Source organism: Bacillus licheniformis DSM 13 = ATCC 14580 (assembly GCF_000011645.1).
Classification (GTDB): domain Bacteria; phylum Bacillota; class Bacilli; order Bacillales; family Bacillaceae; genus Bacillus; species Bacillus licheniformis.
In genome coordinates this window covers 2582310-2608619 of sequence record NC_006270.3, presented here as the reverse complement: position 1 = coordinate 2608619, position 26310 = coordinate 2582310, and the positions used below count along the sequence as shown (strand labels likewise).

Annotated in this window: 30 protein-coding genes and 1 pseudogene; 24 read left to right on the top strand and 7 right to left on the bottom strand. The window is 43.8% G+C overall.

Features of this window, described 5'->3' with window-relative positions; translation table 11 throughout:
- The first annotated feature begins 55 nt into the window (after window positions 1-55).
- The 14 genes and pseudogenes from rpoD to TRNA_RS34850 all read left to right on the top strand — a co-directional run bounded on the left by rpoD (window position 56) and on the right by TRNA_RS34850 (window position 12076).
- Complete coding sequence (gene rpoD, locus TRNA_RS34930; protein ID WP_003183609.1) at window positions 56-1177, top strand: RNA polymerase sigma factor RpoD; 1122 nt, start codon at window positions 56-58, stop codon at window positions 1175-1177.
- Window positions 1178-1533: 356 nt separating this feature from the next.
- Window positions 1534-1893: a cytochrome c550 gene (gene cccA / locus TRNA_RS34925; RefSeq protein WP_003183607.1), complete on the top strand. Its 360-nt coding sequence runs from the start codon at window positions 1534-1536 to the stop codon at window positions 1891-1893.
- 369 nt (window positions 1894-2262) lie between these two features.
- Window positions 2263-2697, top strand: coding sequence for a YwqH-like family protein (locus TRNA_RS34920; RefSeq protein WP_011198127.1), 435 nt, complete (start codon window positions 2263-2265; stop codon window positions 2695-2697).
- Entirely contained in the window at window positions 2697-2960 is a 264-nt protein-coding gene (locus TRNA_RS34915) for a YwqI/YxiC family protein (protein ID WP_003183604.1), read from the top strand. Before TRNA_RS34920 ends, TRNA_RS34915 begins: the two co-directional genes overlap by 1 nt.
- A 24-nt stretch (window positions 2961-2984) precedes the next feature.
- Window positions 2985-4994, top strand: coding sequence for a ribonuclease YeeF family protein (locus TRNA_RS34910; RefSeq protein WP_003183602.1), 2010 nt, complete (start codon window positions 2985-2987; stop codon window positions 4992-4994).
- A 16-nt stretch (window positions 4995-5010) separates the two neighbouring features.
- Window positions 5011-5520 (top strand): Imm6 family immunity protein, encoded by a 510-nt coding sequence (locus tag TRNA_RS34905; RefSeq protein ID WP_003183600.1) that lies wholly within the window; start codon window positions 5011-5013, stop codon window positions 5518-5520.
- Between the two features lie 318 nt (window positions 5521-5838).
- Window positions 5839-6174, top strand: a complete 336-nt coding sequence (locus TRNA_RS34895; protein WP_003183595.1) for a hypothetical protein — start codon at window positions 5839-5841, stop codon at window positions 6172-6174.
- A gap of 232 nt (window positions 6175-6406) precedes the next feature.
- On the top strand, window positions 6407-6916 hold the full coding sequence (locus tag TRNA_RS34890; RefSeq protein ID WP_009327873.1) for an Imm6 family immunity protein: 510 nt from the start codon (window positions 6407-6409) through the stop codon (window positions 6914-6916).
- Window positions 6917-7437: 521 nt separating this feature from the next.
- The gene (locus TRNA_RS34880; RefSeq protein WP_009327874.1) at window positions 7438-7842 is read left to right on the top strand and encodes a hypothetical protein; all 405 of its coding nucleotides are present in this window, start codon (window positions 7438-7440) and stop codon (window positions 7840-7842) included.
- Between the two features lie 268 nt (window positions 7843-8110).
- On the top strand, window positions 8111-8770 hold the full coding sequence (locus TRNA_RS34875; protein WP_223307053.1) for a hypothetical protein: 660 nt from the start codon (window positions 8111-8113) through the stop codon (window positions 8768-8770).
- 222 nt (window positions 8771-8992) lie between these two features.
- Window positions 8993-9217, top strand: a complete 225-nt coding sequence (locus TRNA_RS34870; protein WP_003183583.1) for a hypothetical protein — start codon at window positions 8993-8995, stop codon at window positions 9215-9217.
- A gap of 213 nt (window positions 9218-9430) precedes the next feature.
- Window positions 9431-10155: pseudogene (locus tag TRNA_RS44160) on the top strand (endonuclease V).
- A 155-nt stretch (window positions 10156-10310) separates the two neighbouring features.
- Complete coding sequence (locus TRNA_RS34855; RefSeq protein WP_025804967.1) at window positions 10311-10958, top strand: tRNA (adenine(22)-N(1))-methyltransferase; 648 nt, start codon at window positions 10311-10313, stop codon at window positions 10956-10958.
- Entirely contained in the window at window positions 10955-12076 is a 1122-nt protein-coding gene (locus TRNA_RS34850; protein WP_003183574.1) for a Nif3-like dinuclear metal center hexameric protein, read from the top strand. The genes TRNA_RS34855 and TRNA_RS34850 overlap by 4 nt, the downstream gene beginning before the upstream one ends.
- A 27-nt stretch (window positions 12077-12103) precedes the next feature.
- Here TRNA_RS34850 and TRNA_RS34845 read toward each other — a convergent pair whose 3' ends face one another.
- On the bottom strand, window positions 12104-13048 hold the full coding sequence (locus TRNA_RS34845; protein WP_003183572.1) for a 4-hydroxy-3-methylbut-2-enyl diphosphate reductase: 945 nt from the start codon (window positions 13046-13048) through the stop codon (window positions 12104-12106).
- Between the two features lie 120 nt (window positions 13049-13168).
- Window positions 13169-13816 (bottom strand): VrrA/YqfQ family protein, encoded by a 648-nt coding sequence (vrrA, locus tag TRNA_RS34840; RefSeq protein WP_003183571.1) that lies wholly within the window; start codon window positions 13814-13816, stop codon window positions 13169-13171.
- Between the two features lie 256 nt (window positions 13817-14072).
- Here vrrA and TRNA_RS34835 point away from each other — a divergent pair, with 256 nt between their 5' ends.
- A complete protein-coding gene (locus tag TRNA_RS34835) occupies window positions 14073-15392 on the top strand; it encodes a DEAD/DEAH box helicase (RefSeq protein ID WP_011198124.1) in 1320 nt (439 codons plus the stop codon).
- Between the two features lie 11 nt (window positions 15393-15403).
- On the top strand, window positions 15404-16297 hold the full coding sequence (locus tag TRNA_RS34830; protein WP_003183567.1) for a deoxyribonuclease IV: 894 nt from the start codon (window positions 15404-15406) through the stop codon (window positions 16295-16297).
- Between the two features lie 27 nt (window positions 16298-16324).
- Here the strand turns inward: TRNA_RS34830 and TRNA_RS34825 are convergent, their stop codons facing one another.
- The gene (locus TRNA_RS34825; protein ID WP_009327878.1) at window positions 16325-16579 is read right to left on the bottom strand and encodes a DUF2624 domain-containing protein; all 255 of its coding nucleotides are present in this window, start codon (window positions 16577-16579) and stop codon (window positions 16325-16327) included.
- A 129-nt stretch (window positions 16580-16708) separates the two neighbouring features.
- On the opposite strand from TRNA_RS34825, the gene TRNA_RS34820 reads away from it, so the two are divergent.
- From TRNA_RS34820 to TRNA_RS34805, 4 genes are all read left to right on the top strand, one after another.
- Window positions 16709-17593 (top strand): YitT family protein, encoded by an 885-nt coding sequence (locus tag TRNA_RS34820; protein WP_003183563.1) that lies wholly within the window; start codon window positions 16709-16711, stop codon window positions 17591-17593.
- Window positions 17594-17757: 164 nt separating this feature from the next.
- Window positions 17758-18513, top strand: a complete 756-nt coding sequence (locus tag TRNA_RS34815) for a metal ABC transporter ATP-binding protein (protein WP_020476897.1) — start codon at window positions 17758-17760, stop codon at window positions 18511-18513.
- Entirely contained in the window at window positions 18513-19373 is an 861-nt protein-coding gene (locus TRNA_RS34810) for a metal ABC transporter permease (RefSeq protein ID WP_009327880.1), read from the top strand. Before TRNA_RS34815 ends, TRNA_RS34810 begins: the two co-directional genes overlap by 1 nt.
- Window positions 19351-19782, top strand: a complete 432-nt coding sequence (locus TRNA_RS34805; RefSeq protein ID WP_003183555.1) for a Fur family transcriptional regulator — start codon at window positions 19351-19353, stop codon at window positions 19780-19782. Before TRNA_RS34810 ends, TRNA_RS34805 begins: the two co-directional genes overlap by 23 nt.
- A 70-nt stretch (window positions 19783-19852) precedes the next feature.
- Here TRNA_RS34805 and TRNA_RS34800 read toward each other — a convergent pair whose 3' ends face one another.
- The gene (locus tag TRNA_RS34800) at window positions 19853-20437 is read right to left on the bottom strand and encodes a 5' nucleotidase, NT5C type (protein WP_009327882.1); all 585 of its coding nucleotides are present in this window, start codon (window positions 20435-20437) and stop codon (window positions 19853-19855) included.
- Window positions 20438-20570: 133 nt separating this feature from the next.
- On the opposite strand from TRNA_RS34800, the gene TRNA_RS34795 reads away from it, so the two are divergent.
- Window positions 20571-20942 carry a hypothetical protein gene (locus tag TRNA_RS34795; RefSeq protein ID WP_003183551.1) on the top strand — a complete coding sequence of 124 codons (372 nt, stop codon included), beginning with the start codon at window positions 20571-20573 and terminating at the stop codon, window positions 20940-20942.
- Between the two features lie 39 nt (window positions 20943-20981).
- On the opposite strand, the gene ispG is transcribed toward TRNA_RS34795, so the two are convergent.
- The 3 genes from ispG to TRNA_RS34780 all read right to left on the bottom strand — a co-directional run bounded on the left by ispG (window position 20982) and on the right by TRNA_RS34780 (window position 23355).
- Entirely contained in the window at window positions 20982-22100 is a 1119-nt protein-coding gene (gene ispG, locus TRNA_RS34790; protein WP_085959519.1) for a flavodoxin-dependent (E)-4-hydroxy-3-methylbut-2-enyl-diphosphate synthase, read from the bottom strand.
- Window positions 22101-22206: 106 nt separating this feature from the next.
- On the bottom strand, window positions 22207-22512 hold the full coding sequence (locus tag TRNA_RS34785; RefSeq protein WP_003183547.1) for a LysM peptidoglycan-binding domain-containing protein: 306 nt from the start codon (window positions 22510-22512) through the stop codon (window positions 22207-22209).
- An 84-nt stretch (window positions 22513-22596) separates the two neighbouring features.
- Window positions 22597-23355 (bottom strand): DUF1189 domain-containing protein, encoded by a 759-nt coding sequence (locus tag TRNA_RS34780; protein WP_003183545.1) that lies wholly within the window; start codon window positions 23353-23355, stop codon window positions 22597-22599.
- Window positions 23356-23512: 157 nt separating this feature from the next.
- Here TRNA_RS34780 and TRNA_RS34775 point away from each other — a divergent pair, with 157 nt between their 5' ends.
- The 3 genes from TRNA_RS34775 to TRNA_RS34765 all read left to right on the top strand — a co-directional run bounded on the left by TRNA_RS34775 (window position 23513) and on the right by TRNA_RS34765 (window position 26254).
- Window positions 23513-23995 carry a DUF456 domain-containing protein gene (locus TRNA_RS34775; protein WP_009327884.1) on the top strand — a complete coding sequence of 161 codons (483 nt, stop codon included), beginning with the start codon at window positions 23513-23515 and terminating at the stop codon, window positions 23993-23995.
- A 184-nt stretch (window positions 23996-24179) separates the two neighbouring features.
- Window positions 24180-24788, top strand: coding sequence for a superoxide dismutase SodA (sodA, locus tag TRNA_RS34770; protein WP_003183541.1), 609 nt, complete (start codon window positions 24180-24182; stop codon window positions 24786-24788).
- A 179-nt stretch (window positions 24789-24967) separates the two neighbouring features.
- Window positions 24968-26254, top strand: coding sequence for an MFS transporter (locus tag TRNA_RS34765; RefSeq protein ID WP_003183539.1), 1287 nt, complete (start codon window positions 24968-24970; stop codon window positions 26252-26254).
- Window positions 26255-26310 lie beyond the last annotated feature (56 nt).

The window sequence follows — 26310 nt, the reverse complement described above, 5'->3', positions numbered from 1 at the left end:
AAAAGCGGGATGCTTTTAGAATTCGTCTGTAAGTTTTGGAAGGAGGGATCCATGAATGGCTGATAAACAAGCTCACGAGACCGAAACTGAATTCACATTTGAACAGGTGAGGGATCAATTAACAGAAGCCGGCAAAAAGCGCGGAGTGCTCACATATGAAGAAATTGCAGAGCGCATGTCCAGCTTCGATATCGAATCAGACCAAATGGATGAGTATTATGAATTTTTAGGAGAACAAGGCGTTGAATTAATTAGCGAGAACGAAGAAACTGAGGATCCTAATATTCAACAGCTGGCCAAGGCCGAAGAAGAATTTGACCTTAACGATTTAAGCGTGCCTCCGGGCGTTAAGATAAACGACCCTGTCCGCATGTACCTGAAAGAAATCGGACGGGTAAACCTTTTGTCTGCAAAAGAAGAAATCGAATACGCAAAAAAAATCGAGGAAGGCGACGAAGAGTCGAAGCGCCGTCTCGCTGAAGCCAACTTGAGACTTGTCGTCAGCATCGCAAAACGGTATGTCGGCCGCGGAATGCTTTTCCTTGACCTTATTCAGGAAGGAAACATGGGCCTGATGAAGGCGGTGGAAAAGTTTGACTACCGCAAAGGATATAAGTTCAGCACATACGCGACATGGTGGATCAGACAGGCGATTACAAGGGCGATTGCCGACCAGGCGAGAACGATCAGGATTCCTGTTCATATGGTTGAAACCATCAACAAGCTGATTCGTGTTCAAAGGCAGCTCCTTCAGGATCTCGGCCGCGAGCCAACGCCTGAAGAGATTGCGGAAGATATGGATCTGACGCCTGAGAAAGTCCGTGAAATCCTAAAGATCGCCCAGGAACCGGTTTCACTCGAGACTCCGATCGGTGAAGAGGACGATTCACATCTGGGAGACTTCATTGAGGATCAGGAAGCGACTTCTCCATCAGATCATGCAGCATATGAATTGCTGAAAGAACAGCTTGAAGATGTGCTGGATACATTGACAGACCGTGAAGAAAATGTGCTCCGCCTTCGCTTCGGCCTTGATGATGGTCGTACAAGAACATTAGAAGAAGTTGGTAAGGTGTTCGGGGTAACAAGAGAACGAATTCGTCAAATAGAAGCTAAAGCACTTCGTAAATTAAGACATCCAAGCAGAAGCAAACGCTTGAAAGATTTTCTCGAATAAACTTGAACGGGTCAGGAGATCCGTTCTTTTTTTCACAAAAGAAATGAAAGCGCTATTATTGGTAACCCGATTATATTTTACTTAATTTCTTTCGAATTTGCAAATATCCAAAAGTGTATTTTGAGTCATTATAACCTTGAGATCGAAGGAAAAGCCCTTTATAATGGTTGTTGTAACCGTATTCAAAAACTGGTTTTTAAATGGGAAATAAACAATCGCTTCATCGTCCATTTTTTTGTCTAAAATGTGAACTTCATCAGCTTTTGTTTCATAACCGGTTTACTTTTTGTAAAATTAAAGTAGAATTAGAATTGTTTACATAAGGGGCAGGGGCAAATTAAAAAGGGGGATGTAAAATGAACCGCAATCCATTGATACCATTTTTGTTAATCGCCATTATGGGCATAGGACTGGTTTTTATCTTATCTATAAAAGGCCTTTATGACGCAAAAGAAATTGCAGGCGAAGGGAATAAAACAGCTCAAGAAGACAAAGCCGATGCTTCGCCTGAAGAAATTTACAAAGCGAACTGTGTAACCTGCCACGGCGAGAATTATGAAGGTGTGTCAGGCCCTAAACTGAAAGGCGTCGGGGACCGGATGGATACAGGTGCGATTAAAGAAAAGATTGAAAAAGGCGGCAACGGAATGCCGGGAGGACTGGTCCCGGCGGAAAAGCTTGATGATATGGCCAAATGGGTGTCAGAGATTAAATAGCTTTCCCAGATTGGCTAAAACCGTTTAATCACTTAAAGGATTCGCAAAGAAAGCTTTGAAAAGAGCTTTCGGGCGAATCCTTTTTCTGTTTTTGTTCAATGAGGCTCTTGCTAGAAAAAGAGTCGCCTCGATAGGGTGATTTGTACTATTCCAGCATCTGCGATTCCATCCTTTCAGGCGGTGCGGCGCTATCGAAAGTAGGTCTTTATTACTTTTTCTGGAGGATTCACTCATCTTTGCAAGGGAAAAATAAGCAATCCACCCTATTTAAGTAAGATTGCATCTATTTTACTATTATATAAATGGAAAAAATGCAGCGGATGCCCTGTTGTCATCCGTCTATTTGAGTATTTCCCTGAGGTGAATCAAATGAGTCATGCGAGCACATTGAATCATATCCACAGCACGATTAACCAAAAGCTGGCCGATGTAGAAAGGCGGATTGAACGAGTTAAAACAGCAAAAAAGGGGATTGAGAAAGAACACGAAACCGGGATTGTCGAGATCAGGCAAATCTTGCACCCTCATCTGAACAGCCACTGGACAGGGGACTTCGCCAACGATTTTGATGGCGAACGGGATGAGGCTCATACATCTATGTACAACATCGTGAACGGAAAGTACGAAGGCTATATTTCCCAGCTGGAGAGAAAAATTTTTGCGCTCGAAGTTGAAAAGCACAGCCTTGAATTGGCGGGAGCGGCAGCTAAAGAGGCGGATCATTTGCTTTCTCTGGGGGAAAAAGCGGTTGATCAGTTGAGCGATAAAATCCGCTCAATCAAAAACAGTTGGAGCTGGTTTTAATGACGACAATCAAGCTGAAACATGAAACGGTCATCAAAAAGCTGGAGGCCGTAAGAGCGGCGATTGATGCCCTAGACCTGCCAAACCCTCCGAAAGCTGCAGGGAAAAATAAATTGACATATACGACAAAGTGCCACGAACGCGAGCAGAACATTCATCAGATGGTGGCCGATTACAAAAAAGCCGTACACAAAAACATAAAGGATACGAAGGAAAATGTCGATTTGCTGAAAGAGCAGGACAAAGCAATCGCCAGAAAATAGCCTGAGGTTAGAGAGGACAATTCAATGAAAGTATTTGAAGCGCATTCTTTAATTGAAGCAGCGAATAACCGCAAGAAACAATACGAAACCTTTGAGGATCAACTGCAAACGCTCAAAAAAGCGTTTCTCGGAGTCGCCGATTTAGGTGATGATTTTCAGGGGAAAGGTGCGGATAACATTAAAGACTTCTACAAGGGACAGGCCGAGATCGTTGACAGCTGGTTAAAGCTTGTTGAAGCGCAGATTGCTTTTTTTAATGGTGTATCAGGTGACATAAAAGACAAAAAGCTGTCCGATTCTTATGTGGAAGTCTCTTTTTTGGATCATGAACTGAAAAACGCTGATTTGAAAGCGACGGAAATCGTCTCGGGGCTCAAGCTGGAAATGGATAAAATCATCGCAAGCATCAGCGATATCGTTGATTTGGACAATTGGACGCTTGACGATTATATTGATAAAATGTCTAAAGCGCAAACAACTCGGCAAAACACCATCGACGCTGTGAATAAACTGGATGAATCGCTCAAGACCGAATACACAAACTTACAAGCGCTCGACAGCGCCGTGCTCGGCAAATATTCCGGGCTGATGGAAGCTACAAGTCATGGAAAAACCGCCTCACCGATGTATTTTAGCTTGAAATCGTTCCACTCAAGCGAGATCTATAAAAATACGATAGAAGTCGAAAATCAAGCCGCCAATTATATTGAATTCAAAAATGAACAGGCAGAAGCGCGCAGGCTTCAAGAAAAACAAGAAGAAGAAGCGAACAAGCCTTGGGATTTAAAAGCGCTTGACGCTGCCGGAACATTTGTCGGAGAAGTCAGCGGGTATTATGATTATAAGAGAGCCGCTGAAGGCGTCGACCCGGTCACAGGAGAAAAGCTGACAGACGGCCAGCGTGTCGCCGCCGGAGCAATGGCGGCAGCAGGATTTATTCCGATCGTAGGGTGGGCAGGCCGAGCCTTCAAAGGCGGAAAAGCCATTTATAAAACAGGAAAAGGACTCATCGCCGCTGATCACGCGCTTGACGCCTACAAAGCCTCAAAAACGTTGAACGTCTTGAAAATGACGGAAATGGGCGCCTACGGCCTTGTCGCTTCAAATGGGTTCTCAGAAGCCGTCACGGGCAAGGACATGTTTGGAAACAAAGTTTCTGAAGAGAGGCGGAAACAAGGCCTGATCGAAGCCACCTTGAGCCTCGTCGGTGCAGGTGCTGTCGCAAAAACGGCAAACCACGGCGCTCAAACATTGGCCAAAACGGCCGGCAAAAACATTCCGCTCGCCAAATCGCCAAAAGCAGCTCTGGTGCAAAAAGGAAACAACATCCTTGAAAAGGTGAAATCCTTCCAAGTCCCGACAAACGTCCGCGTCTACGTCGAACAGCCTGCCTCCGCAACAGGCCACCGCATCGGCACCCCAATTGTCCGCGTGAATGTTGAAAAAACGCCGGTGAAAGAGCTTGGAATTGTGAAGATGGTGAGTGGTGGGGGGAACGTCAGTAAGGGAGCCAGGACTGGTAGTAAAATAGATGTTGGAAAAGCTGATTTAGGTGTTCTGCGCCAAAAATGGAATGTTCCTAAAACTGACACTGTTGCGGTTGGAAAGACAGATGTGGAAGGTTTGGAAAATTTAGTATTTGAGGGTGGATCCCCTAAAGTTAGAAAAGAAGCCGGGCTTCCCGATTTAGACTCAGTAATGCCAGATAGACCTATAAAATCTCCAGGAAAAATCGCAAGTGCAACAAGACATGCTGAAGAAGGCGTGTTAAATGATTTTATAAGCAAAGTAGAAGCTTTAGGAAAAAATCCTGCTGAAATAACAGGAACATTAAAAATTCACCAATCTAATCCTAAAGGGGTTTGTCCAACCTGTATTCAAGGACTAAATAATCCGAATGTACCAGCTGGAGTATTTAAGCAATTTAGCGAGATGTTTCCTAATTTGACGATAGAAGTAACTTCTGAGACTATTCAAGGAATCAAGCCAAACGGAAGATTGAATTTAGTTATTAAAAATGGTGAATATATTTAATTGAGGAGTGTAGTATATGTTTCAAGAATGGGAAGAATTGAATGATGATTTAAAATCTGCATATTATTTAGGACTTTGTGAAGCAATAGTTCCTACATTAAAACAATCAAATGATTTCAATTTTATAAAAGAAGCATTAGATGCCTGCTGGAAGTGGCTTGAACACAAGAATATAGAAGCAGACGATCTTTATACTTACCTGGAAAATTTAGATGACACAGGGATTTTAACTTTAATGCAGCTTGAATCAAATGAAGATGATCTAGATGCTTGGATATGTATTGCTGATGCAATATCTTATACAATTTACAAAGCATATAAATATCAGAAAGATGAGTATTTACCTGAAACCATCGAATCTATTGATTCTTACGAGTTATTTGAGGAATTTCATAGTCACTTTAGTTTATTATCTAAAAATCCAGGTCAAAAAGAAAAAGCTTTTTTGAAGTTTTTGAAAAAAGAGGGGGAGAAAAAAATTTCCAGGGAGAGCATTCAAGATTTTTTACTTAATAGTGTAGAATAAAAATAAGAAAGTTGGGATATTCCAGCTTTCTTATTTTATCTAATGGATGGGAATATCAAGAATTTTAGAAAAGTGGAAAAAATAAAAAGCTCCCTATTTGGAACAGAGGCGGTGAAGCAACCGAAGAGTTATTGAAAAGGTGGTTATCTAAATGAATTTTGGTAAGAACACTCAATTAGTCGAAGAAGTAATGAGCTTTATTCGTAATAACAAGATGTTTTTCAATGAGAACTTTAATGTCCCTAATTTGCGAGTCATTAATAATTTTAGTGATGCCCAAAATTTTGCCTGGTCACAAGATTTAAAGAAGTTGATACAGTGTGGGAGCATGTTAAGTCATTAGAAACTGAAAATATTGCAGAAAAGATATACGATTTAGATTTAGCTACTCAGCAAGATGAATTATACGAGTATTTCGGTGACTATGAAAATTACTCTGAACATTTTCTTCCGTTTGATTATGTAGATATTCATGAGGAGATTGAAGGAGACCTCACAATGTGTGCTTTAAATCGGTTGGTCAATGGAAAAACAAATAATTTTTATGAAAAGGTTTTTGAGTTATATAAAGAAGGCGGATGGCCTTGCGGTTGGAAGGGAACATATCCTAAAGGGGAATTTATTGTGTTTGTCCCATCTAACAGCAATGAATAAGAAAAAATAAATATAATCATTTCAAGCCTTGATTAGCTGTATGCTTTTCAAGGTTTTTTAGAAATTTGATACAGGTTAGTGTTGACAATGAGTTAATGTATATAAAGGTAAATGAATTACAACGAAGTTCAGCCTATCACTTCCTACAGGTTTGAGCATAAAGAAAAGCGTCTTCGTAGAACAGCCGACCACATCGGCACTCCAATTGTCTGCGTGAATAAGGGAGGGTATCATGAATAATATATTTTTGGACAATTTGCAAAATAAAGTTAAAGTAGGCTTTGTTTTAACAGTTGCCGAAAGAGTATTTTCTGTAATCAGCAAAGATGATGAAAGGCATCCGGAAGGAAGAGAAGCATTGGACAAATGTTGGTTATGGGTTGAATCTCATGCCGTTACTGGTGATGACTTATACGAGCTAATTGATAACGCAGACTTTACAGGAATTTCAGAATTTGCTGAGGAAGAAGAAGACTCGAATATTGCCAGGCTGTGGTCGCTACTAGTTGATGCTGTCGCTTATACTTCTTGGGAAGCTTATAAAAAAGAAAAAGTAAAACATTTGCCACAAGCGTTAGAGGGTATAAATAAAGATAGCATTACCATCTTTTTAAATAGTACGGTGGAAACTGGTTTTATCACATCGAAAGAGGTTGAAAAGATAAGAAAGGGCATTGAGGTTTATCAGAGTGCAAAAGAGGAGATCCCCACAAATAGAGAAGCGTTTATAAAGTTATTTTAATTATGAAAGAACTCAATCGCAAGTTAAATATATGTTTAATAACCGCTCCTAAAGTTAAGAATAAACCACTTGATTGCCAAGCACAGGGGATACGATTCTTATATGGAAGACCCTTTTTTGGATCATGAAGTGAAAAACGCGGATTTGAAAGGGGCGGAAATTGTCTCGGGGCTCAAGCTGGAAATAGATAAAATCACCGTAAGCATCAGTGCTATCGTTCATTGGACAATTGTACGCTGGACGATTATATTGATAAAATATCTAAAGAGCAAACAACTAGGCAAAACACCATCGACTAAAAGTAGAACTCATTTTGATGTAAATTCAACTGTCATATTAGAATCGCAAAAGGCCACTATATTTTTAAGGGAAGTACAGTGGGTCCCGCTCAAAAAGAGTACACCTAAAACTCTTAGGACATGCTCAACTAACTCATGCTGAATCTCATGCAGGGCTTATGAAAGACACGGAAGAGTAACAAGCCAATAATAATTGAGGCTACCAAATAAGGTGGTATTAATATGATCACGTATAATGGACCGGTTGAAGAACCAATTGAAAACCCGAATGATGATTTTATAAGAAGTATTGTATTTGAAAAAGGCGAGGATTATTGGAAGCAAGGAAGCGGGGATTCATGTTTTGAAGTAGAGGGCTGTGATGAATGGTTAATTTTCTTTTATGATGAACCATATGGGTTCTTTATAATGAGACATCCAGACTACCTCGTTCCAATGAATAAAAATGTTGAAATAGAAACGGTGGAACATTTAGTAGGTGGGGAGCCAATGAAGATTCCGTCTTGCAGCTATGTAGATCGTGGTTTAGCTTACCGTATAATTAATGAGTTTACTACCACTAAATCAATGCCGACTTTTATAGAATGGGTAGATTTGTATGAAATAGACTTTGACCATGGATTTTGATCTATATAGAATTATTCATATTTCATTTTGTCATACATAAAAGACAAGAAGACGATCATGATTATTGCTTGCTCCAAGTAGGAGAGCTTGTGGACACAGTCCTTTGTATTCTAGTGTCGGCAGTTTGGTCTGGCTGTGAAATAAAATGATCTCCGTCAGTCATCTAATGCAAATAGTAAAGTACTGACACATTATTTGTATAAAACTTGGTAATAAAACAAATAAGAGGACAAGACCTGAACTCAAGAGACGAATATACAAATCAGGAGTGAACGATTTGTCTAATTCCATAAAATCATTAGAACCTATAAATATACCGTGCGGCTGGTTCGTTAAATATAATGACTTAACCGACACACATGAAAAAGTTGAACCAAATACCAAATTATTAGAATTAGAAAAACAAAGATATCATGCTGCGGTCAAAATCATTAAAGGCCAGGATGAATATCTTATTCATATTTATGACAATCATAGAGAAACGATTGACACAATCAATGTTGAAGATCGCAGGCAGCTAGTAAAAGAGCTGGAACGGATCATTTGGAAAATAGAAGCGGCGGCATTTGGAGGGAACTTTTTCATTTTTGAAGGGCCTCCTGACTATTTACGTCTTAGAATTCCTCAAGGATGGACCGTCTCTTATAATAAACTAATTGATATCGATCCAGATCAGTTAGAGGAGGACAGTGATGACTGGTTTAACTTTACGTCATCATTACTACAGTTGGAGCATAAAGAAAGCCGCTTGATTTTAGATGTCGGCTGGTACGTGGATATTGAGCCTTCAGGCACTTTTTATATGCTATTAATTAAGAATTTGGACTGGGAAAACCCGTTAGAAGACATGGAAACGAGAAGACCGGAAAAATTAGTGGACCACATAGAAGCCGCCCTTCAAAAAGCAGCCGAACATCAATATAAATAGCCAGCCGATGCTTTGTTTGACTTCAGCCCCTCATTATTAATCGATTTTAGTCAGAAAAAGTTGTATTCCATGTACCTAGAACCAGCATGTTATGAAGAATATATACCAAAATCATTGGATTGGAGTTTATGAGGACTTTACAAGTCTAGTTCCTACAAATTAAAAGTATTGGATAAATCATAAAGGGAAAAGTTTATTTTAAAAAAGATAGGAGAGTTTCTAATGAATAGTAATGATACGGTAACCATGTTGAATGAGGAATTTGAGAATGATCAGACAGGTGAAAAGGTCGAAGGCATTACGATTATCGTAGATGGACAATTTAAACAAGTTTTAGATATCATTAAAGCCAAAAGCGACAGTTACCAGAATTACACTGAAATCATACGGGACGCCCTTTTTGAAGGTGTAAACAGCATGACGATGAAGCTGAGAAATAAAGAATAATAATGAATGATTAAAACATCACCCGATTTACAAAAAGACAAACAGAGCTCCCGAATTTTTGCTTGTTAAGGGGCTCTTTTTTTACAATGATCATTCTATAAGACATCTTGCTGTCCGGCATCGGAGTGATGTCCCGGTAATGAACTGAACAATTTAGATATGATCTAGATAAAGGCGTTCAAAAAAAGGCATGTAGAAAGTTGGTTTTTAAAGATGAACATCAACAATATACACGATTTTAATTTAAACCAAGAAAATGACTTCTTAACGATACAAACAAAACTAAAAAAACATATCAATCTAGAAAACCCCATCAGTAAAGACGCTCTGCAAACCTGTGCGGGGGTTGATTTAGCTTATTGGGAGAAAGATGGTGAAGCATTTGGTGTCTGCAGCATCATCGTGCTGGATTTTCATACGAAGCGTGTCATTGAAAAAGTACATTGTGCAGGGAAAATCGCCGTGCCTTATATCGCAGGGTTTCTTGCTTTTAGGGAGCTGCCGCTTATTATTAAGGCAGCTAAAAAGCTGACGATTGAACCGGATGTTTTTTTATTTGACGGGAATGGCTATCTCCATATTAACCATATTGGATTGCGACACATGCTGCGTTTTTTCTCGAAAACCCAACGATCGGCATTGCGAAAACTTACTTGAAAATAAAACAAACTGATTTTGTGATGCCTGATAATAAATTCGGCGCTTATACAGATATTGTGATTGATGGCGAAGTCTACGGACGTGCGGTGCGGACAAGGCAAGATGTCAAACCGATATTTCTATCATGCGGACATTTGATTGATTTAGACAGCAGTTATGACATCGCGATGAGCTTAATCAATCGAGAAAGCAGGCTGCCGATTCCGGTTCGGCTCGCGGATCTTGAGACCCATACTTTACGTGGATATTACAGAGAGAATCCAAAATTGACCGAGTAGAATGTTGATTTGCTGTTCCAGCTTGGAAAGTAAAGCGATTTTTTATATGATAGTAAAAGTAAAATGAATCTAGAAAAGTAGTGATGATTGTGAATGAATTGAAGTTATCGAAAAGGCTGCAGACTGTGGCGGAATACATAACAAAAGGGGCTGTTGTGGCTGATATCGGGTCTGATCATGCGTATTTGCCTTGCTATTGTGTGCTGAATCGCCTGGCAAGCGCCGCGATCGCCGGAGAAATCACAGATGGTCCGTTTCTTTCTGCGAAACAGCAGGTTGAGAAACTGCAGTTAAGTTCGCTCATATCCGTCAGGAAAGGAGACGGGCTTGAAGTGATTGAAAAGGGCGAAGCCGATGTGATCACGATTGCCGGAATGGGTGGCTCGCTCATTGCTCACATTCTAAAAACGGGCAAGGATAAGCTCTCAGGTAAGGAGCGTTTGGTTTTACAGCCGAATATCCACGCTCACCATATTAGAGAGTGGCTCTACCAGGAAGGCTATGCACTGATCAATGAAGAGATCCTTGAAGAAGACGGCAAGTACTATGAGGTTCTCGTGGCTGAAGCGGGCGATCGGGATGCGGCTTACGATGGGGTTTCCTTTGCGGCAGGCATGCTTGTCGGCCCATTTTTGGTCAAAGAACAAAATGATGTTTTTATCAAAAAATGGTCGCAGGAGCTGAAACATACGGAAAACATCTATCGACAAATTGAAGCGGCTCCTCCGAGTGAAGAAAATCGACAAAAATTGCTTGAGCTGTCAGAACGGATAGAGATCTTAAAGGAGGTACTTAGAAGATGACAAAAACGATAAACGGGCATGAAATCATTCAATTGTTTGAACAGTTCTCGCCTAAGTCTTTAGCCGTTGAAGGAGATAAAATCGGCCTGCAAATCGGCACGCTGAACAAAACGGTGGCCAATGTCATGGTCACGCTTGATGTTCTCGAAGAAACGGTTGATGAAGCGATCGCAAAGAACGTTGATTTAATTATTGCGCACCATCCCCCTGTTTTCAGGCCGCTGAAACATGTCATCACAGATCAGCCCGGCGGAAGGCTGATCGAAAAGTGCATCAAGCATGATATCGCGGTTTATGCGGCTCATACGAATCTCGATGTCGCTGACGGCGGTGTCAACGACATGCTAGCGGAAGCGCTGGAATTAAAGAACACAAAAGTTCTGGTTCCAACCTATGAAGAGCCGCTGAAAAAACTTGCCGTCTATGTCCCGAAAGATTATGAAGAACAGGTACGCACAGCTCTTGGAGACGCTGGAGCCGGCCATATCGGCGCCTACAGCCACTGTGCGTTTTCTGCAGAAGGAGTCGGCAGCTTCAAGCCGCTATCTGAAGCTGATCCGTTTATCGGCAAGCGGGGCGAGCTTGAACGGGTCGAAGAGGTAAGAATCGAGACCGTTTATCCGGCGGGTATTGAAAAATCCGTGATCAAAGCGATGAGTGAGGCCCATCCGTATGAAGAAGTGGCCTTTGATATTTATCCGGTCGAGCAGAATCCGCTTCAAAAAGGGCTGGGCCGCATCGGTGAATTGAATGAAGAGATGACACTCGAAGCGTTTGCCCGATATGTGAAGGAAAAGTTGGAGGCGAACGGAGCGCGGATGGTGGGCAAGTCTGATGCGAAAGTGAAGAAGGTCGCCGTATTAGGCGGTGACGGCAACAAATACATCCATCATGCAAAACGTATGGGCGCTGATGTATATGTCACGGGAGACCTGTATTTCCATACGGCGCACGACGCCATGATGATCGGGCTGAATGTAGTTGACCCCGGCCATTATGCTGAACAAATCATGAAAAACGGGGTTGCAAAAAAGCTGACAGCGATGTGCCGGGAGAAAAAATTTGATGTCTCGGTCTTTCCATCGGATACGAATACGAATCCGTTTACGTTTGTATAAAAAACAAAACCTGAAGCTATTAGCGCTTCAGGTTTTTGCTTTTACTTTAGGCAAGATTTTATGCAGCGGTACTTCGTGACTGATCTTCCATGTGGACGGATCTTCATGATCGAATTGCTCTAAAAAGCGGATGACTTCCTTTGTAATCGGGGTCGGTGTCGATGCGCCGGCCGTTACAGCGACGGTTTCTACGCCGTCAAGCCATTCCAGCTTTAATTCGCTTAAATCACCGATCCGGTATGCTTTCGTGCCCGCGATTTCTTCGGAGACCTGGGCGAGGCGGTTTGAGTTATTGCTTTTCGGATCGCCGACAACGATCGTCAAATCGGCTTTTTTCGCTTGTTCGGACACCGCTTCCTGACGCACTTGGGTGGCCAGGCAAATCTCCTGGTGGAATTCAACATCCGGATATTTTTCTTTTACCTTTTCCATAATATCGTGGACATCCCATTGGGACATCGTCGTTTGGTTCGTGACAATCAGTTTCTCCGCTTCAATGTCCAGCCTTTCCACATCTTCTTCGGTTTCAACAAGATGAACGATATCCGGGGCGACGCCGACCGCTCCTTCAGGCTCCGGGTGTCCTTTTTTTCCGATGTAGATGACGTGATAGCCTTCGGCTTTCATTTTCCGGATTAAATCGTGTGTTTTTGTCACATCAGGGCAGGTGGCGTCAATCGCGACAAGACCTTTATCCTCAGCTATTTTGCGGACTTCGGGCGAAACGCCGTGAGCGGTGAAGATCACCGTTCCTTTGTCGACCTGATTCAAAATCTCGAGCCTATTCGGGCCGTCAAGCGTATAAATGCCCTCTTTTTCAAATGCGTCTGTGACATGTTTATTGTGAACGATCATTCCTAAAATATAAATAGGTCTCGGCAGACTTTTATCGAGAGCCGCGTTTTTTGCGATGACCATGGCGTCGACGACACCGTAGCAATAGCCGCGCGGCGATATTTTAATTACGTTCATTCTTAGTCCTCCTATAAAGAAGTAAGAGCCGGGCATGATAAAAAGCCGTAAAAAACGGCTTATTTTTGCAGTCTCTATAGACCTCATTATATCTGATCCCGCAGGAGATATCAAAGAATGTTATATATACAGTTTAGGTTTAGATCCTCCGGTTTTTCTTTTTGCAGACGGAGGGGCTGAACGGCTCTGTTTTTTTCTGATTTCTTCGGGTTTGGATTTTTCGGGTTTTTTGGATGACACTTTAATTTCTTCTTTCTTTTCGCCGCTCGTTTCGGTCTTGTGTTCCGGTTCGTCTTTTTGTTGTTCGCCGTCTTCTGCTTCCGTATCATCGGAATTCAGCTGTCTGAACATTTTCACCATTCCGGGGAGATTGCGGACGAGCGGTCCGTATTGCTGAATCATCGGTGTTACTTGCTGGGCTACGCCGAGCGCTTTTTGAACATTGCCGAGCATATTTGAAATGGTAGACGGATTGGCCAGACCCTGAATGCCTCCAAGGCCGCTTCCGGTTCCGCCGAGACCCGCTCCTGTTCCCCCGGATGCGGCAGATCCGGGAAGAAATTTCGAGAGCAACCCCTGAATCCCTCCTCCTCGCGCGCCTGCTTGCTGCTGGGCGGCGCCCATTGGCTGAAACATCTGCTGCAGGCCACGCTGCTGCGCTTGAGGGGGCTGCATTCCCATCCCCGGATGTCTCGGCATCAAGGCTCTGCCGGGCCTTTGCGGCGCCTGCGGTCTTGGCTGATTTCTCATCGGCTGTTGCTGAAACATACTTGTACCTCCTTTCAAAATCCTTCTCTTGATAGGGTATGCACCAACGGTGGCAAAGTGCCTTTGTCCGCCGGCCCGATTAGGGCGGGGGTGATGGTTTTTTTCTGCAGGATCAGTTATAATTTAATGATGGACATGATATCAGCCTTTTTTTTAGCAGTGCGGCATAAAAAAGGATACATAAGCGCACAATTCAGCCATATAGGATAAAGCTTGGAGCGCCGGAATAACGGCTTTCCAAGAAGGAGTTGGGAAAATGAAACAAACGAAATTTGAAATGTACGATTTAAAGCCGTTTATTATAGAGGCTGTTCACCACTTGGGATTTTATGAGCCGACTGATATTCAAAAGCGGTTAATCCCTGCGGCGCTGAAAGGGGAGAGCGCGATCGGGCAGTCGCAGACAGGTACGGGAAAAACGCACGCCTATCTGCTCCCGCTTTTAAGCAGGATCGATCCTGAAAAGGAGTTCGTTCAAGTCGTGATTACGGCTCCGACAAGGGAGCTGGCCAACCAGATTCATCAGGAAGTTCTGAAAATCACCAAGTTTTTAGGGCCTGATGAAGCGATTCGTTCGAAATGTTTCATCGGCGGTACCGATAAACAAAAATCGATTGACAAATTAAAAACGCAGCCCCATCTGGTGGTAGGTACGCCGGGGCGAATTGCAGACCTGATCAGGGAGCAGGCGCTCGATGTTCATAAAGCCGGTTCGTTCGTTATTGACGAGGCGGACTTAATGCTTGATATGGGATTTTTGGAAGATGTCGATTTTATCGGGTCGCATATGCCGGAAGGCTTGCAGATGCTTGTATTTTCCGCAACGATTCCCGAAAAATTAAAGCCTTTCCTGAAAAAATACATGGCCAATCCGAGGTATGCACATGTTGAGCCGAAGCACATCACGGCTGAAAAAATCGAACACGTGCTGATACCTTCCAGGCACAGGGATAAAAATGAGCTGCTGCTCGAGGTCATGACCCATTTAAATCCGTATTTGGCGATTGTTTTCGCCAATACAAAAACAACGGCCGACGAGATCGCCGCTTATCTGACGGACAAAGGGATGAAAGTCGGACTTCTGCACGGGGGGCTTACGCCGCGGGAACGAAAAAAAGTGATGAAGCAAATCGGCGATCTGGAATTCACCTATATCATAGCCACTGATTTGGCTGCAAGGGGAATCGATATTAAAGGCGTCAGCCATGTCATTAACTATGAACTGCCTGATGATCTTGACTTTTACGTTCACCGCGTCGGCCGTACAGCGCGCGCCGGAACATCCGGAACAGCGGTGACGTTTTATGATACATCTGATGAAGATGCACTTGTGAAGCTTGAACAGATGGGGATCGTGTTTGAAAACATGAGGATTGAAAAAGGCGAGTGGAAAAAGATCGATGACCGCAAGCGCCGTCAGAACCGAAAAAGAACGCCTGATGAAACGGATGAGGTCGCCAAGCGGCTTGTGAAAAAACCGAGAAAAGTCAAGCCTGGATATAAGAAGAAAATGCAGACGGAAATCCAAAAAATAAAAAGACAGCAAAAAAGAAAGCAATTTAGAAAAGGAAAGTAGGGGAAACAGTTTTGTTGAAAATCGGTTCACACGTCTCAATGAGCGGAAAACATATGCTGCTTGCGGCCAGTCAGGAGGCAAGCTCCTACGGCGCCAATACATTTATGATCTATACGGGAGCGCCGCAGAACACGCGCAGGAAAAAAATCGAGGATTTGAATATTGAAGCGGGAAGGGCTCACATGGAAGAGAACGGCATCTCTGATATCGTCGTTCATGCCCCGTATATTATCAATATTGCCAATACAACGAATCCGGCCACATTTGAGCTCGGTGTCGAGTTCTTGCGTTCTGAAATTGAAAGGACGTCGGCGATCGGCGCCAGACAAATCGTTCTTCACCCGGGAGCTCATGTAGGCGCAGGCGCAGAAACGGGCATTCAAAAAATCATCGAAGGATTGAACGAGGTCATCGACCCGAATCAGAATGTGCAGATCGCTTTGGAAACGATGGCCGGGAAAGGTTCAGAATGCGGGCGGACGTTTGAGGAGCTTGCACAGATCATCGACGGCGTTACACACAACGAGCATTTATCCGTCTGCTTCGATACATGCCATACCCATGACGCGGGTTACGATGTAGTATCCGACTTTGACGGTGTCTTAAACGAATTCGATAAAATTGTCGGAATCGACCGTTTAAAAGTGCTTCATATTAATGACAGCAAGAATGTCAGAGGTGCGAGAAAGGACCGCCACGAAAACATCGGATTCGGAGAAATCGGTTTTGATGCGCTCCAATACATCGTTCACCACGATCAGCTGAAAGATATTCCGAAAATCCTTGAAACGCCTTATGTAGGAGAAGATAAAAAGAACAAAAAGCCGCCTTACCGGTTTGAAATTGAAATGCTCAAAAATAAACAGTTTGATGAAGAGCTGCTTGAAAAAATCAAGCAGCAATAAAAAAAGGGGGGCACACCAGCTCCCCTTTTATGATACGTATTGAGCAAACAGCTGGTTCAATAGCTGCACCGCTTCTTTTGAAGTGACCGCTTCCACTTGCTTGAGCAGTTTATTGCGTTCTTCTTCATTAAAAATATTGATGTTTTTTCCTTTCACAAGCTTTTCCACTTCAAGCGCCTGTTTTCTTGTTACTTGAATTCCGTATTGTTTAGCGTACTTCAGCACCTCGTCAGCCGTGACCTGATTTAAACGCTGCAGCACGATCTTTTGAAATAAAATCACGTCCATTCCTCCCCTCTGAACTAATGTATGGCGTAAAATTAAAAATGTGTCATTTTTTTATTTCAGTCTGTTAAATGATATGATAGTGATAAGGAACGGTTTGGCCAGTTTGTGAAAAGGAGAGACAGAATGGCAAAGACTCAAAAACAGCATAAAAAAGAATCAGCGGTCAAAAAAGCGTTTAGGATCGTCATGATTCTTATCGGGGCTGCCTGTGCTGCCGCCAGCATCGAATTATTTCTAGTGCCGAATAACATCATCGACGGGGGCATTATCGGCATTTCATTAATATTGGACTACCTCTTTAAAGATAACCCGTATATCAACTTCGCTCTGCTCGTCGTCGTTCTCAACATCCCGTTTATGTTTTCAGGCTACAAACACATCGGAAAAACGTTCTTAATTTCAACACTAATCGGAATCGTCAGCTTGTCAATTATTGAAACACTGTTGCATCATGTAGAAGGGGTTACGACTCAGCCCGTCCTGGCAGCCGTATTCGGCGGTCTTCTGCTCGGATTCGGCGTAGGGCTTGTTATTCGTAACGGCGGTTCTATGGATGGAACTGAGATACTCGGCATTTTGCTTACGAAAAAGCTGCCGTTTTCTGTCGGCGAATTTGTCATGTTCGTCAATGTCTTTATTTTTGCATGGGCGAGCTTTGTGTTTGGCCTTGAGCAGGCTATGTTTTCGGTTATGACATATTATATTGCGATGAAGACGATTGATGCCGTCATTCAAGGGCTTGAAGAGACGAAAGCGGTCATCATCGTTTCAGATCAATACGAGGAGATTTCCGATTCGCTGCTGCATCGCCTCGGCCGGGGAACGACCAAGCTCAAAGGGAAAGGCGGCTATTCCGACGAGGACACAGAAGTGATTTATGCCGTTGTGACCAGGCTTGAAGTGACGAAGCTGAAATCGATTGTCTTCGATATTGATCACAATGCTTTTATAACGATTATGGACACGCACGAAACGCGCGGAGGAAAGTTTAAAAACGCCATCCATTAGGCTTTCATTTACTTTTTTAAAGTTTATATGTATAATTTAAAGATGAACTGGTCAATCGTGAAAATGGCTTGCTGCTTTTCGGCTGCCATTTTCTTTTTGTGCGATAAATCGTAATGATTCTGGAGAATTTGAAGGTGAACGAATTGAAACAACCTATTATTGAAATGAAGCATGTATCATATTCCTATGATCATCGCAATGTGATAGAAGATATAAATTTGCAAATTGAAGAAGGGACTTTTCTCGGCCTGGTTGGTCCAAACGGATCGGGAAAGACGACATTGCTGAAATGCATTTTGGGGCTGATTAAGCCGCAGACAGGCGAACTTAAACTGTTTGGCGTTCCTCTCAGAAAATTTAAGGACTGGAGCAAAATCGGCTTCGTATCCCAAAAAGCAAACAGCTTTAACACCGGTTTTCCCGCTTCTGTTTATGAAGTGGTGGCAAGCGGTTTAACCGCAAAGCTCGGCTTATTCAGACGCATGTCCAAAGCCGATAAGCAGAAGGTGGATGAAGCGATCGAAGCTGTCGGCATCACGTCCCTGAAAGACAGAAACATCGGCGAGCTTTCGGGAGGACAGCAGCAGAGAACTTTCATCGCGAGAGCGCTGGTGAGCGAACCGAAGCTGCTCATTCTTGACGAGCCGACGGTTGGAGTCGATCAAAAAACAGTTGAAGGGTTTTACAAGCTGCTGGAGAAATTGAATCGTGAAAAAGGCATTACGCTCATTCTTGTCACCCATGATGTCGGCACGGTTTCCGATAAAGTCACACACGTTGCCTGCATGAATAAGCATCTTCATTTTCACGGCAATACAGAAGAGTTTGAGTCCATGACAGATCAAGACTTGTCTCAATTTTACGGGCATGATGTTCAAGCCATCAGCCACAATCACCATCATCATGGAGGACACGAATAATGCTGACACCTTTTTTTCATTATGAGTTTTTGCAAAACGCTTTTATTTCAGGAATATTAATCGGCCTCATCGCGCCCTTGCTCGGCGTATTCATCGTTGTCAGGCGGCTGTCGCTGATCGCAGATGCGCTCAGCCACGTCTCTTTAGCCGGCATAGCAGCGAGCCTGTATGCAGGCAAACAGTTTGCAGTGCTCGCAGGAGTCAGCCCGATCTATTTCGGAATGGCGTTTTCCGTTGCCGGCTCTTTAATCATCGAGAGGCTGAGAACGGTTTATAAACATTACCAGGAGCTGGCGATCCCGATTATCATGTCGGGGGGAATCGGCATTTCCGTTATTTTTATTTCGCTTGCGGACGGATTCAATACGGATCTGTTCAGCTATTTATTCGGCAGCGTCAGCGCTGTTTCACGGGAAGACATGCTGGTGATCGTCGGCATTTCCGCAGCCGTTTTGATCGTGGTGTTTTCCCTTTTTAAAGAGCTGTTTCTTCTGTCGTTTGATGAAGAGCATGCAAAAGCTTCAGGGATTTCCGCAAAGTGGATTCATTTTATTTTTATTTTGATCGTTGCGCTTGTTATCGCCGCCTCAATGAGAATCGTCGGTACGCTTCTCGTTTCAGCGCTGATGACGCTCCCTGTCGCTGCGAGCATGCGCATTGCCAAAGGATTTAAGCAGGCGATTTTCTTATCGATCCTGTTCGGTGAACTTTCCGTCATCGTCGGCCTTGTGCTTGCCTATCATCTCGATCTTGCACCGGGGGGAACGATCGTGATGCTGTCGATCTTTATCCTGATACTGTGCATCAGTTATAATAAAGTCAAAAGGAGGATTCGCCGTGAACGTACAGGAAGCGCTTGATTTACTGAAGGAAAAAGGATATAAATATACAAGCAAACGGGAGGATATGCTTCAGCTGTTTAGTGATTCAGATAAATATTTAACGGCGAAAAATGTCCTTTCCGCTTTAAATGATGATTATCCGGGGCTAAGCTTTGATACAATCTACAGGAATTTGTCGCTGTTTGAAGAACTCGGCATTTTGGAAACGACTGAGCTTTCCGGTGAAAAGCTGTTCCGTTTTAAATGTTCTTCTGCTCACCACCACCACCATTTTATTTGCATGGTGTGCGGCAAAACGAAAGAAATTGAGCTATGTCCGATGGAAAAGCTGACAGACGATCTTGACGGCTATCAGATCAGCGGCCATAAGTTTGAAATTTACGGAACCTGCCCGCGCTGTGAAGAAGAAAGCACGGAAGCGCAGTAAAGGGAGCGGCATATGGCGGTTAAAGCCATATGCCTTTTTTTAACGCAAAAAGCATGTAAGATAAAACCTCTTACATGCTTTTTGCGGCTTTAAGCGTTTTCTCGTTCTTTTTCAGCCATTCGGCGGCTTCAAGCCAGCTGTCGACTCTGACGATGTTTGAATCGGTCGGAAGCTGATTGTACGGCGTATTAAACAACAGAACAGGAATGCCTGCTTCTTTTGCGATCATGGTTGCATTCCCGTGGTGGTCTTCAAAGAAAACATCGATCTCATGTCTGAAGACGGCTTCCAATTTATCGTGACCGCCGACAAGTTCTATATGGTCATAATGAATGTCGCGTTTCTCGAACCAGTCATAGGTGATATCCTCCAGGTGATGTCTTCTTGCTGTAATATATATCAGCTTATGCTGCTTTTTCAGCTCATCCAGCGTCTGTTTGGCATATTGAGCCAGCAATGCTTCCTGATAGATGCGGGGCTCGTTTTCGTTCATCCATTTCCAAAAATCTTCTTGAGATATATTCAGCAGCTTTGTCAGGTCATATTCCTTAATATCTTCCAATGTAATGGAGAGGCTGAACGACTCGTTCAAATAGGGAACAAAAGTATCCTGGGCAGTGATCGTTCCATCAATATCGATTCCTAAATGTAACATGTCCACACTCCTTATCATCCATTCCTCCAGTGTATCATAATCTTTTAACATTTACAGTAAAGTTTAGCAAACATGAATCGGGCTAAAATGCTTAAACTATAAATGCTCCTGGATTAAAGAGGGGGGATATCGAATGGAAAGAGATCAAAATGTTCGCGATCGTAACCGAGCAGGTTATGATGCTGACTTAGTCGATGCGACTTTAGATAATGATGAATTTTTAGAAGAAACAGCAGCAGAAGTTGCCCCGACCTATCGTACGGATAACGGGGACAACGGCGAAGCGCGTAACGATGCCGATGCTGCCGGCGGACGTGTAACCGGATATATTGCGCTTGCGCTTTCGATTATTTCCTTGTTTATGCTTCCAGTGCTGTTAGGAATTGCAGGGATCATTGTCGGTTATATAGCCAGAAGACAAGGAGCAGCTGGCTTAGGAGCATGGGCAATGGGTATCGGTGCAGTTTCCTTGGTGCTTGGCATATTCATCACCCCGTTTTTCTAACGGAAAAAGCTTGACGGATATCCGTCAAGCTTTTTTTTATTATGTGTTTAATTTTTCTTTTTCTGCCGCTTGTTTGGCATAATGCTCTTCGGCGAGCTTGTCGATTTCCTTTTTCAATTCCTCGACCATCGTTTCTTCAGGCACTTTCCGGACGATTTCGCCTTTGCGGAACAGAAGTCCTTCGCCGCGTGCGCCGGCGATCCCGATATCGGCTTCGCGCGCTTCTCCGGGACCGTTGACGGCACAGCCGAGAACGGCAACTTTGATCGGCGCCTTGATTTTCGCGATGTAATCTTCGACTTCATTGGCAATGCTGATCAAATCGATTTCGATCCGGCCGCAAGTCGGGCAGGAAATCAATGTTGCCGCATTGGAAGCGAGCCCGAAAGATTTCAGGAGCTCCCTGGCGACTTTTACTTCTTCGACCGGGTCCGCGCTTAAAGAAATCCGCAATGTATTGCCGATTCCTTTTGAAAGGATCGCGCCGAGACCCGCGGCGCTTTTCACTGTACCGGCAAACAGCGTTCCCGATTCGGTGATGCCTAAATGAAGCGGATAATCGAAAGCTTTAGCCGCTTTTTCATATGCCTCAATCGCCAGGTTTACATCAGACGCCTTCATGCTGACGATGATATCGTGGAAATCGAGATCCTCAAGAATTTTAATGTGGTGCAGGGCGCTTTCGACCATGCCGTCTGCTGTCGGATAGCCGTACTTCTCAAGGATTCGTTTTTCCAGAGAGCCTGCATTGACGCCGATCCGGATCGGAATGCCCTTTTCCTTCGCTGCGTTGACGACCGCTTCAACCTTTTCGCGGCGGCCGATGTTACCCGGATTGATGCGGATTTTATCGGCTCCGCCTTCGATCGCTTTTAATGCCAATTTATAGTTGAAATGAATATCCACGACAAGAGGGATGGATATCCGCTTTTTGATCTCTGGAATGGCGTCGGCAGCCCGTTCATCAGGACAGGCGACGCGGACGATTTGACATCCTGCTTCCGCGAGTCTGTTGATTTCGGCGACGGTTGCTTCAACGTCATGTGTTTTCGTTGTTGTCATGCTTTGAATGACGACTTCGTTATTGCCGCCTATTGTTAAAGGTCCCACTTTAACGGGACGCGTTTTTGTACGATGTGTGATTTCACTCACTTGAATTCGCTCCTTAAGTATAATTCGGAGGCGGTTGCTCCTTTTCTTATACCAAATCGTTTACAAGTCTTATTGTAACAGCCCGTTCATGAAACTGACAAGAAATTAACGCTTAATCAGGATAAACGGGAAACTTGTAGGTGACACCTGCTTGAATGCGGCCCGCCTCAACATTCGGATTCAACTCTTCAAAATCTTCGGCTATTTTGTCAGCCGGAACGGCGCTGTTCCCGATGATTGAAAATACCGTTTGTCCGGGCTTTACCGTAACGGACTTATATTGCAGGCTTGCAGCCGGAGCTTCCGCTGCCATGGTTGAAGCCGGTAAGGCGTTTTGAGGGATGGTGCCTGATTTCAAGTCATAATAAACAATGAACAGGGCGAGCAAAATCGAAAACAGCACAATGACACGTTTCATCTGATTTGTCCCCATTTCGTGCATTTTTTATTATGTTACGCTTGTCCCTCTTCCAACATGACAACAAATTTGCTCCTGCCCGCTTTACCTCGCTGCTTTAGAAGCCGGCGTTTCTTTAATGGCGAGAAACAGCATGATAAAGTTCACAAACCAGTTCAGGAGGAACTGACTTGGAACCACCGCCTCCAGCGCGTCCATAATTGCAAAAAACACGGTTGCGAGGGTGATGGAATAAGCAGACATTACCCAAAGCTGCTTATAGGAGAGCATTTTCTTCTGCCCGTTGCGAATGATCAGCCCGATGACGGCGAGAACCGAGACATCAATGAATTTTCCGGCTGCCGTCGCCAGGAACAGCAGAACGCACAAGACGGGAACAATCACCGCTTTATTTTGATCAACTAAAGAAAGAATATCATCCTTAGACATGTCCTCGGGAAGCATTGTGTACGGCATTTCCTGGACTTGGCCGTCAATGGCGATGACGAACTTATCTTTCAGGATGCCGACGGAATTGCGTTTGTCTTCGATCTGTTTTGTTTCATAAGAGCCGCTCGGATCAAAAACGATGACAAATCCGAATGACTGTGATTCAATCGCTTTCTTTGCATCTGTTTGCAGTGTGCCGTCTTTTATGGAGAAAGCGGGGAATTCTTTCACAGCTGACTGAAAGCTGTTCATCGTATTCACCACTCCGCTGCTGATATGGTAAAGGTTCGGGAGAGCGGCGATCACGCTGAGCAAAAATACGTATAAAATCGTTTTTCCTATGCCTTGGAAACGCATTTTCCCAATAGCTTGAGGGGAATATGTACTTTTAAAAAATCGCTGAAATAAATTCATTCGGTTTTCACTTCCTATTTCTATAATGTATCTGCATTATTGTATCGTCACAAAAGGACGAATACAAGAAAACTTATCGATCAACAGGCGCTCTGGAAGTTTCCTTTCAGAAAAATGGGTATAATATGAAGCATCACAATCGATTGGAGGGATTCGGATGGATGTTTTGTATTGGATCATCATTGCGGCAATGTTCGTCATTGCTTTCATCGGCCTTGTCTATCCCATTATTCCGAGCGTCGTTTTCATCGTAGCCGGCTTTGTTCTATACGGATTTTTATTTACATTCGGGCATTACTCCTACCTATTTTGGATCATTGAAGGCATTTTTACAGCCGTATTGTTTGCCGCCGACTATATTACAAATCTCCTCGGCATTAAGCGCTTTGGCGGCAGCAGGGCAGCGATATGGGGCAGCACGATCGGCCTTCTGGCCGGACCGTTTGTGATACCGGTGGCGGGCATTATTTTGGGTCCGTTTATCGGGGCCTTGGCGGGTGAGGTGATTGTCCATCAGAAGGATTTAAAAACGGCGGCCAGAATCGGAATCGGTTCATTGATCGGGTTTATTTCAGGCGTTTTTGCGAAAAGCGTGATTCAGCTGATAATGATCGGCTACTTTTTATATACTGTGCTCTAAAATTTTCCCCTGCATGTTTAAAAAGAAGGGGAAAAGGATAAAGTTTAGTGAGCGCTTGAAATGCATTTGTGATCATTTTGTGAGCATTTCCATTGAAACAAGCCTTTTCTTTTGATAAATTGAAAGAGGAAAGGCTTGCTAAAGGCGGCATTTCAATACATACAATATTAAGGAGGAATTGATAATGGCTTACAAACTTCCAGAATTACCTTATGCTTACGATGCGTTAGAACCTCACATCGACAAAGAGACGATGAATATTCACCATACGAAGCACCATAACACATATGTTACAAAATTGAACGAAGCGGTGGCAGGCAAACAGGATCTTGAAAGCAAATCTGTTGAAGAGCTTGTTGCAAACCTTGATGCAGTACCGGAAAACATCCGTACAGCTGTCCGCAACAATGGCGGAGGGCATGCCAACCACTCATTGTTCTGGAAACTTCTTTCTCCAAACGGAGGAGGCGCTCCAACTGGTGAATTGGCAGAAGCCATCAACAGCAAATTCGGCAGCTTCGATCAATTCAAAGAAGACTTTGCGGCTGCAGCAGCAGGCCGTTTCGGCTCCGGCTGGGCATGGCTTGTTGTCAATAACGGAGAGCTTGAAATCACAAGCACGCCAAACCAAGATTCTCCTCTTTCAGAAGGCAAGACTCCTATCTTAGGTCTTGATGTATGGGAGCACGCATACTACCTGAATTATCAAAACCGCCGTCCAGATTACATTAAAGCATTCTGGAACGTCGTTAACTGGGATGAAGTTGCACGCCTTTACAGCGAAGCAAAATAATCCAGCTTGAGAAAAGAGGCCCGCGAGAAGCGGGCCTTTTTATGTTGTCCGCGAAGCGGAGCGTCTGCTGAAAGACCGGCGAAAAGCCGGTCTGTTTGTTTTTCGTTTCTTTTGCTCTGAAGTACATAACTGACTTTTGATGAGACAGACTAATGGTGATCAGTAAAGGGGAGTCAGTTATGAGCAGAATCAAAAACATAATAGGCGATGTGGAATTAAACAGGGACCTCCTGCTGCTGCTTGCAGTCGGCGGCCTTTATTCTCTTAGCATTGCCCTTTCCAATACGTTTGTGAATGTATATCTGTGGAAGCAGTCCGGACAGTTTGTCGATTTGGCCATTTATAATTTGTCGATCGTCGTGATGCAGCCGATTATCTTTATGTTCGCCGGCCGCCTTGCCAAAAAAATCGACAGGGTTTTTATACTCAGGTTTGGCGTTTCGTTTTTAGCTGTATTTTATTTAACTGTGCTGTTGGCGGGGGAAAATGCGGGATCACGGCTGGTGCTGCTCGGAAGTGTGCTCGGAATTGGCTACGGATTTTATTGGCTTGCGTTTAATGTCCTGACATTTGAAATCACTGAGCCGGACACGAGAGATTTTTTTAACGGGTTCCTCGGCATTTTAAATTCCGGCGCGGGAATGATCGGTCCGATTGTTGCCGGCTATGTCATTTCAAGGCTTGCCGACAACACGGGATACACGGTGATTTTCAGCCTGTCCTTGGCTTTATTTTCAGTGGCCGTCATTACGAGCTTTTTTTTAAAAAGGCGTGAATCGCGCGGCCGCTACATTTTGAAAAAAATCTGGACGGAACGAAATTCAGACCCGAATTGGCGCAGCATTACAAATGCTCATTTTTTTCAGGGGCTGAGAGAAGGGATTTTCGTTTTTTTAATCAATGTCTTTGTCTTTATCACGACAAAGAGCGAGTTGGCATTGGGGAAGTTCGGCTTGATTAATTCAGCTGTTTCTTTTTTTGCATACTATTTCGCAACGCGGCTTATTAAAAAGGGAGCGCGCAAAAAGGCGATTTTAATGGGCGGTCTCGTCCTGTTCGGCGCTCTCTTTCTGATTTTGTTTCATATGACGTATGTGACGCTTTTGCTGTATGCTGTTGCGATTGCGATCGGCTATCCGATTTTGCTCGTACCGTATTCATCGCTCACATATGATGTGATCGGTAAAGCGAGGTATGCCCGGAAAGCGCGGATCGAATACATTGTCGTCAGAGAAGTTTTTTTAAACATCGGACGGATTGTCTCGATTTTGGTTTTTTTGCTGCTCGTGTCGCTTCTGAAGGAGGACTTGGGCATTCCGGTTTCTCTCGTTTTGCTGGGGGCAGGCCACACGCTGATCTACTATTTCGTCAAAGATATCCGTCTGACAGAGCCCGCCCGCGAAACGGTCGGAAAAGATGCGCATAAACAAACAGCTGAACCGAATTATTTAGAAGGAAAAAGGTAAGCCCCAAGGGAAAATAGTAGAAAAATGCCGAAAAAAACTTTACAATATATTTGGCA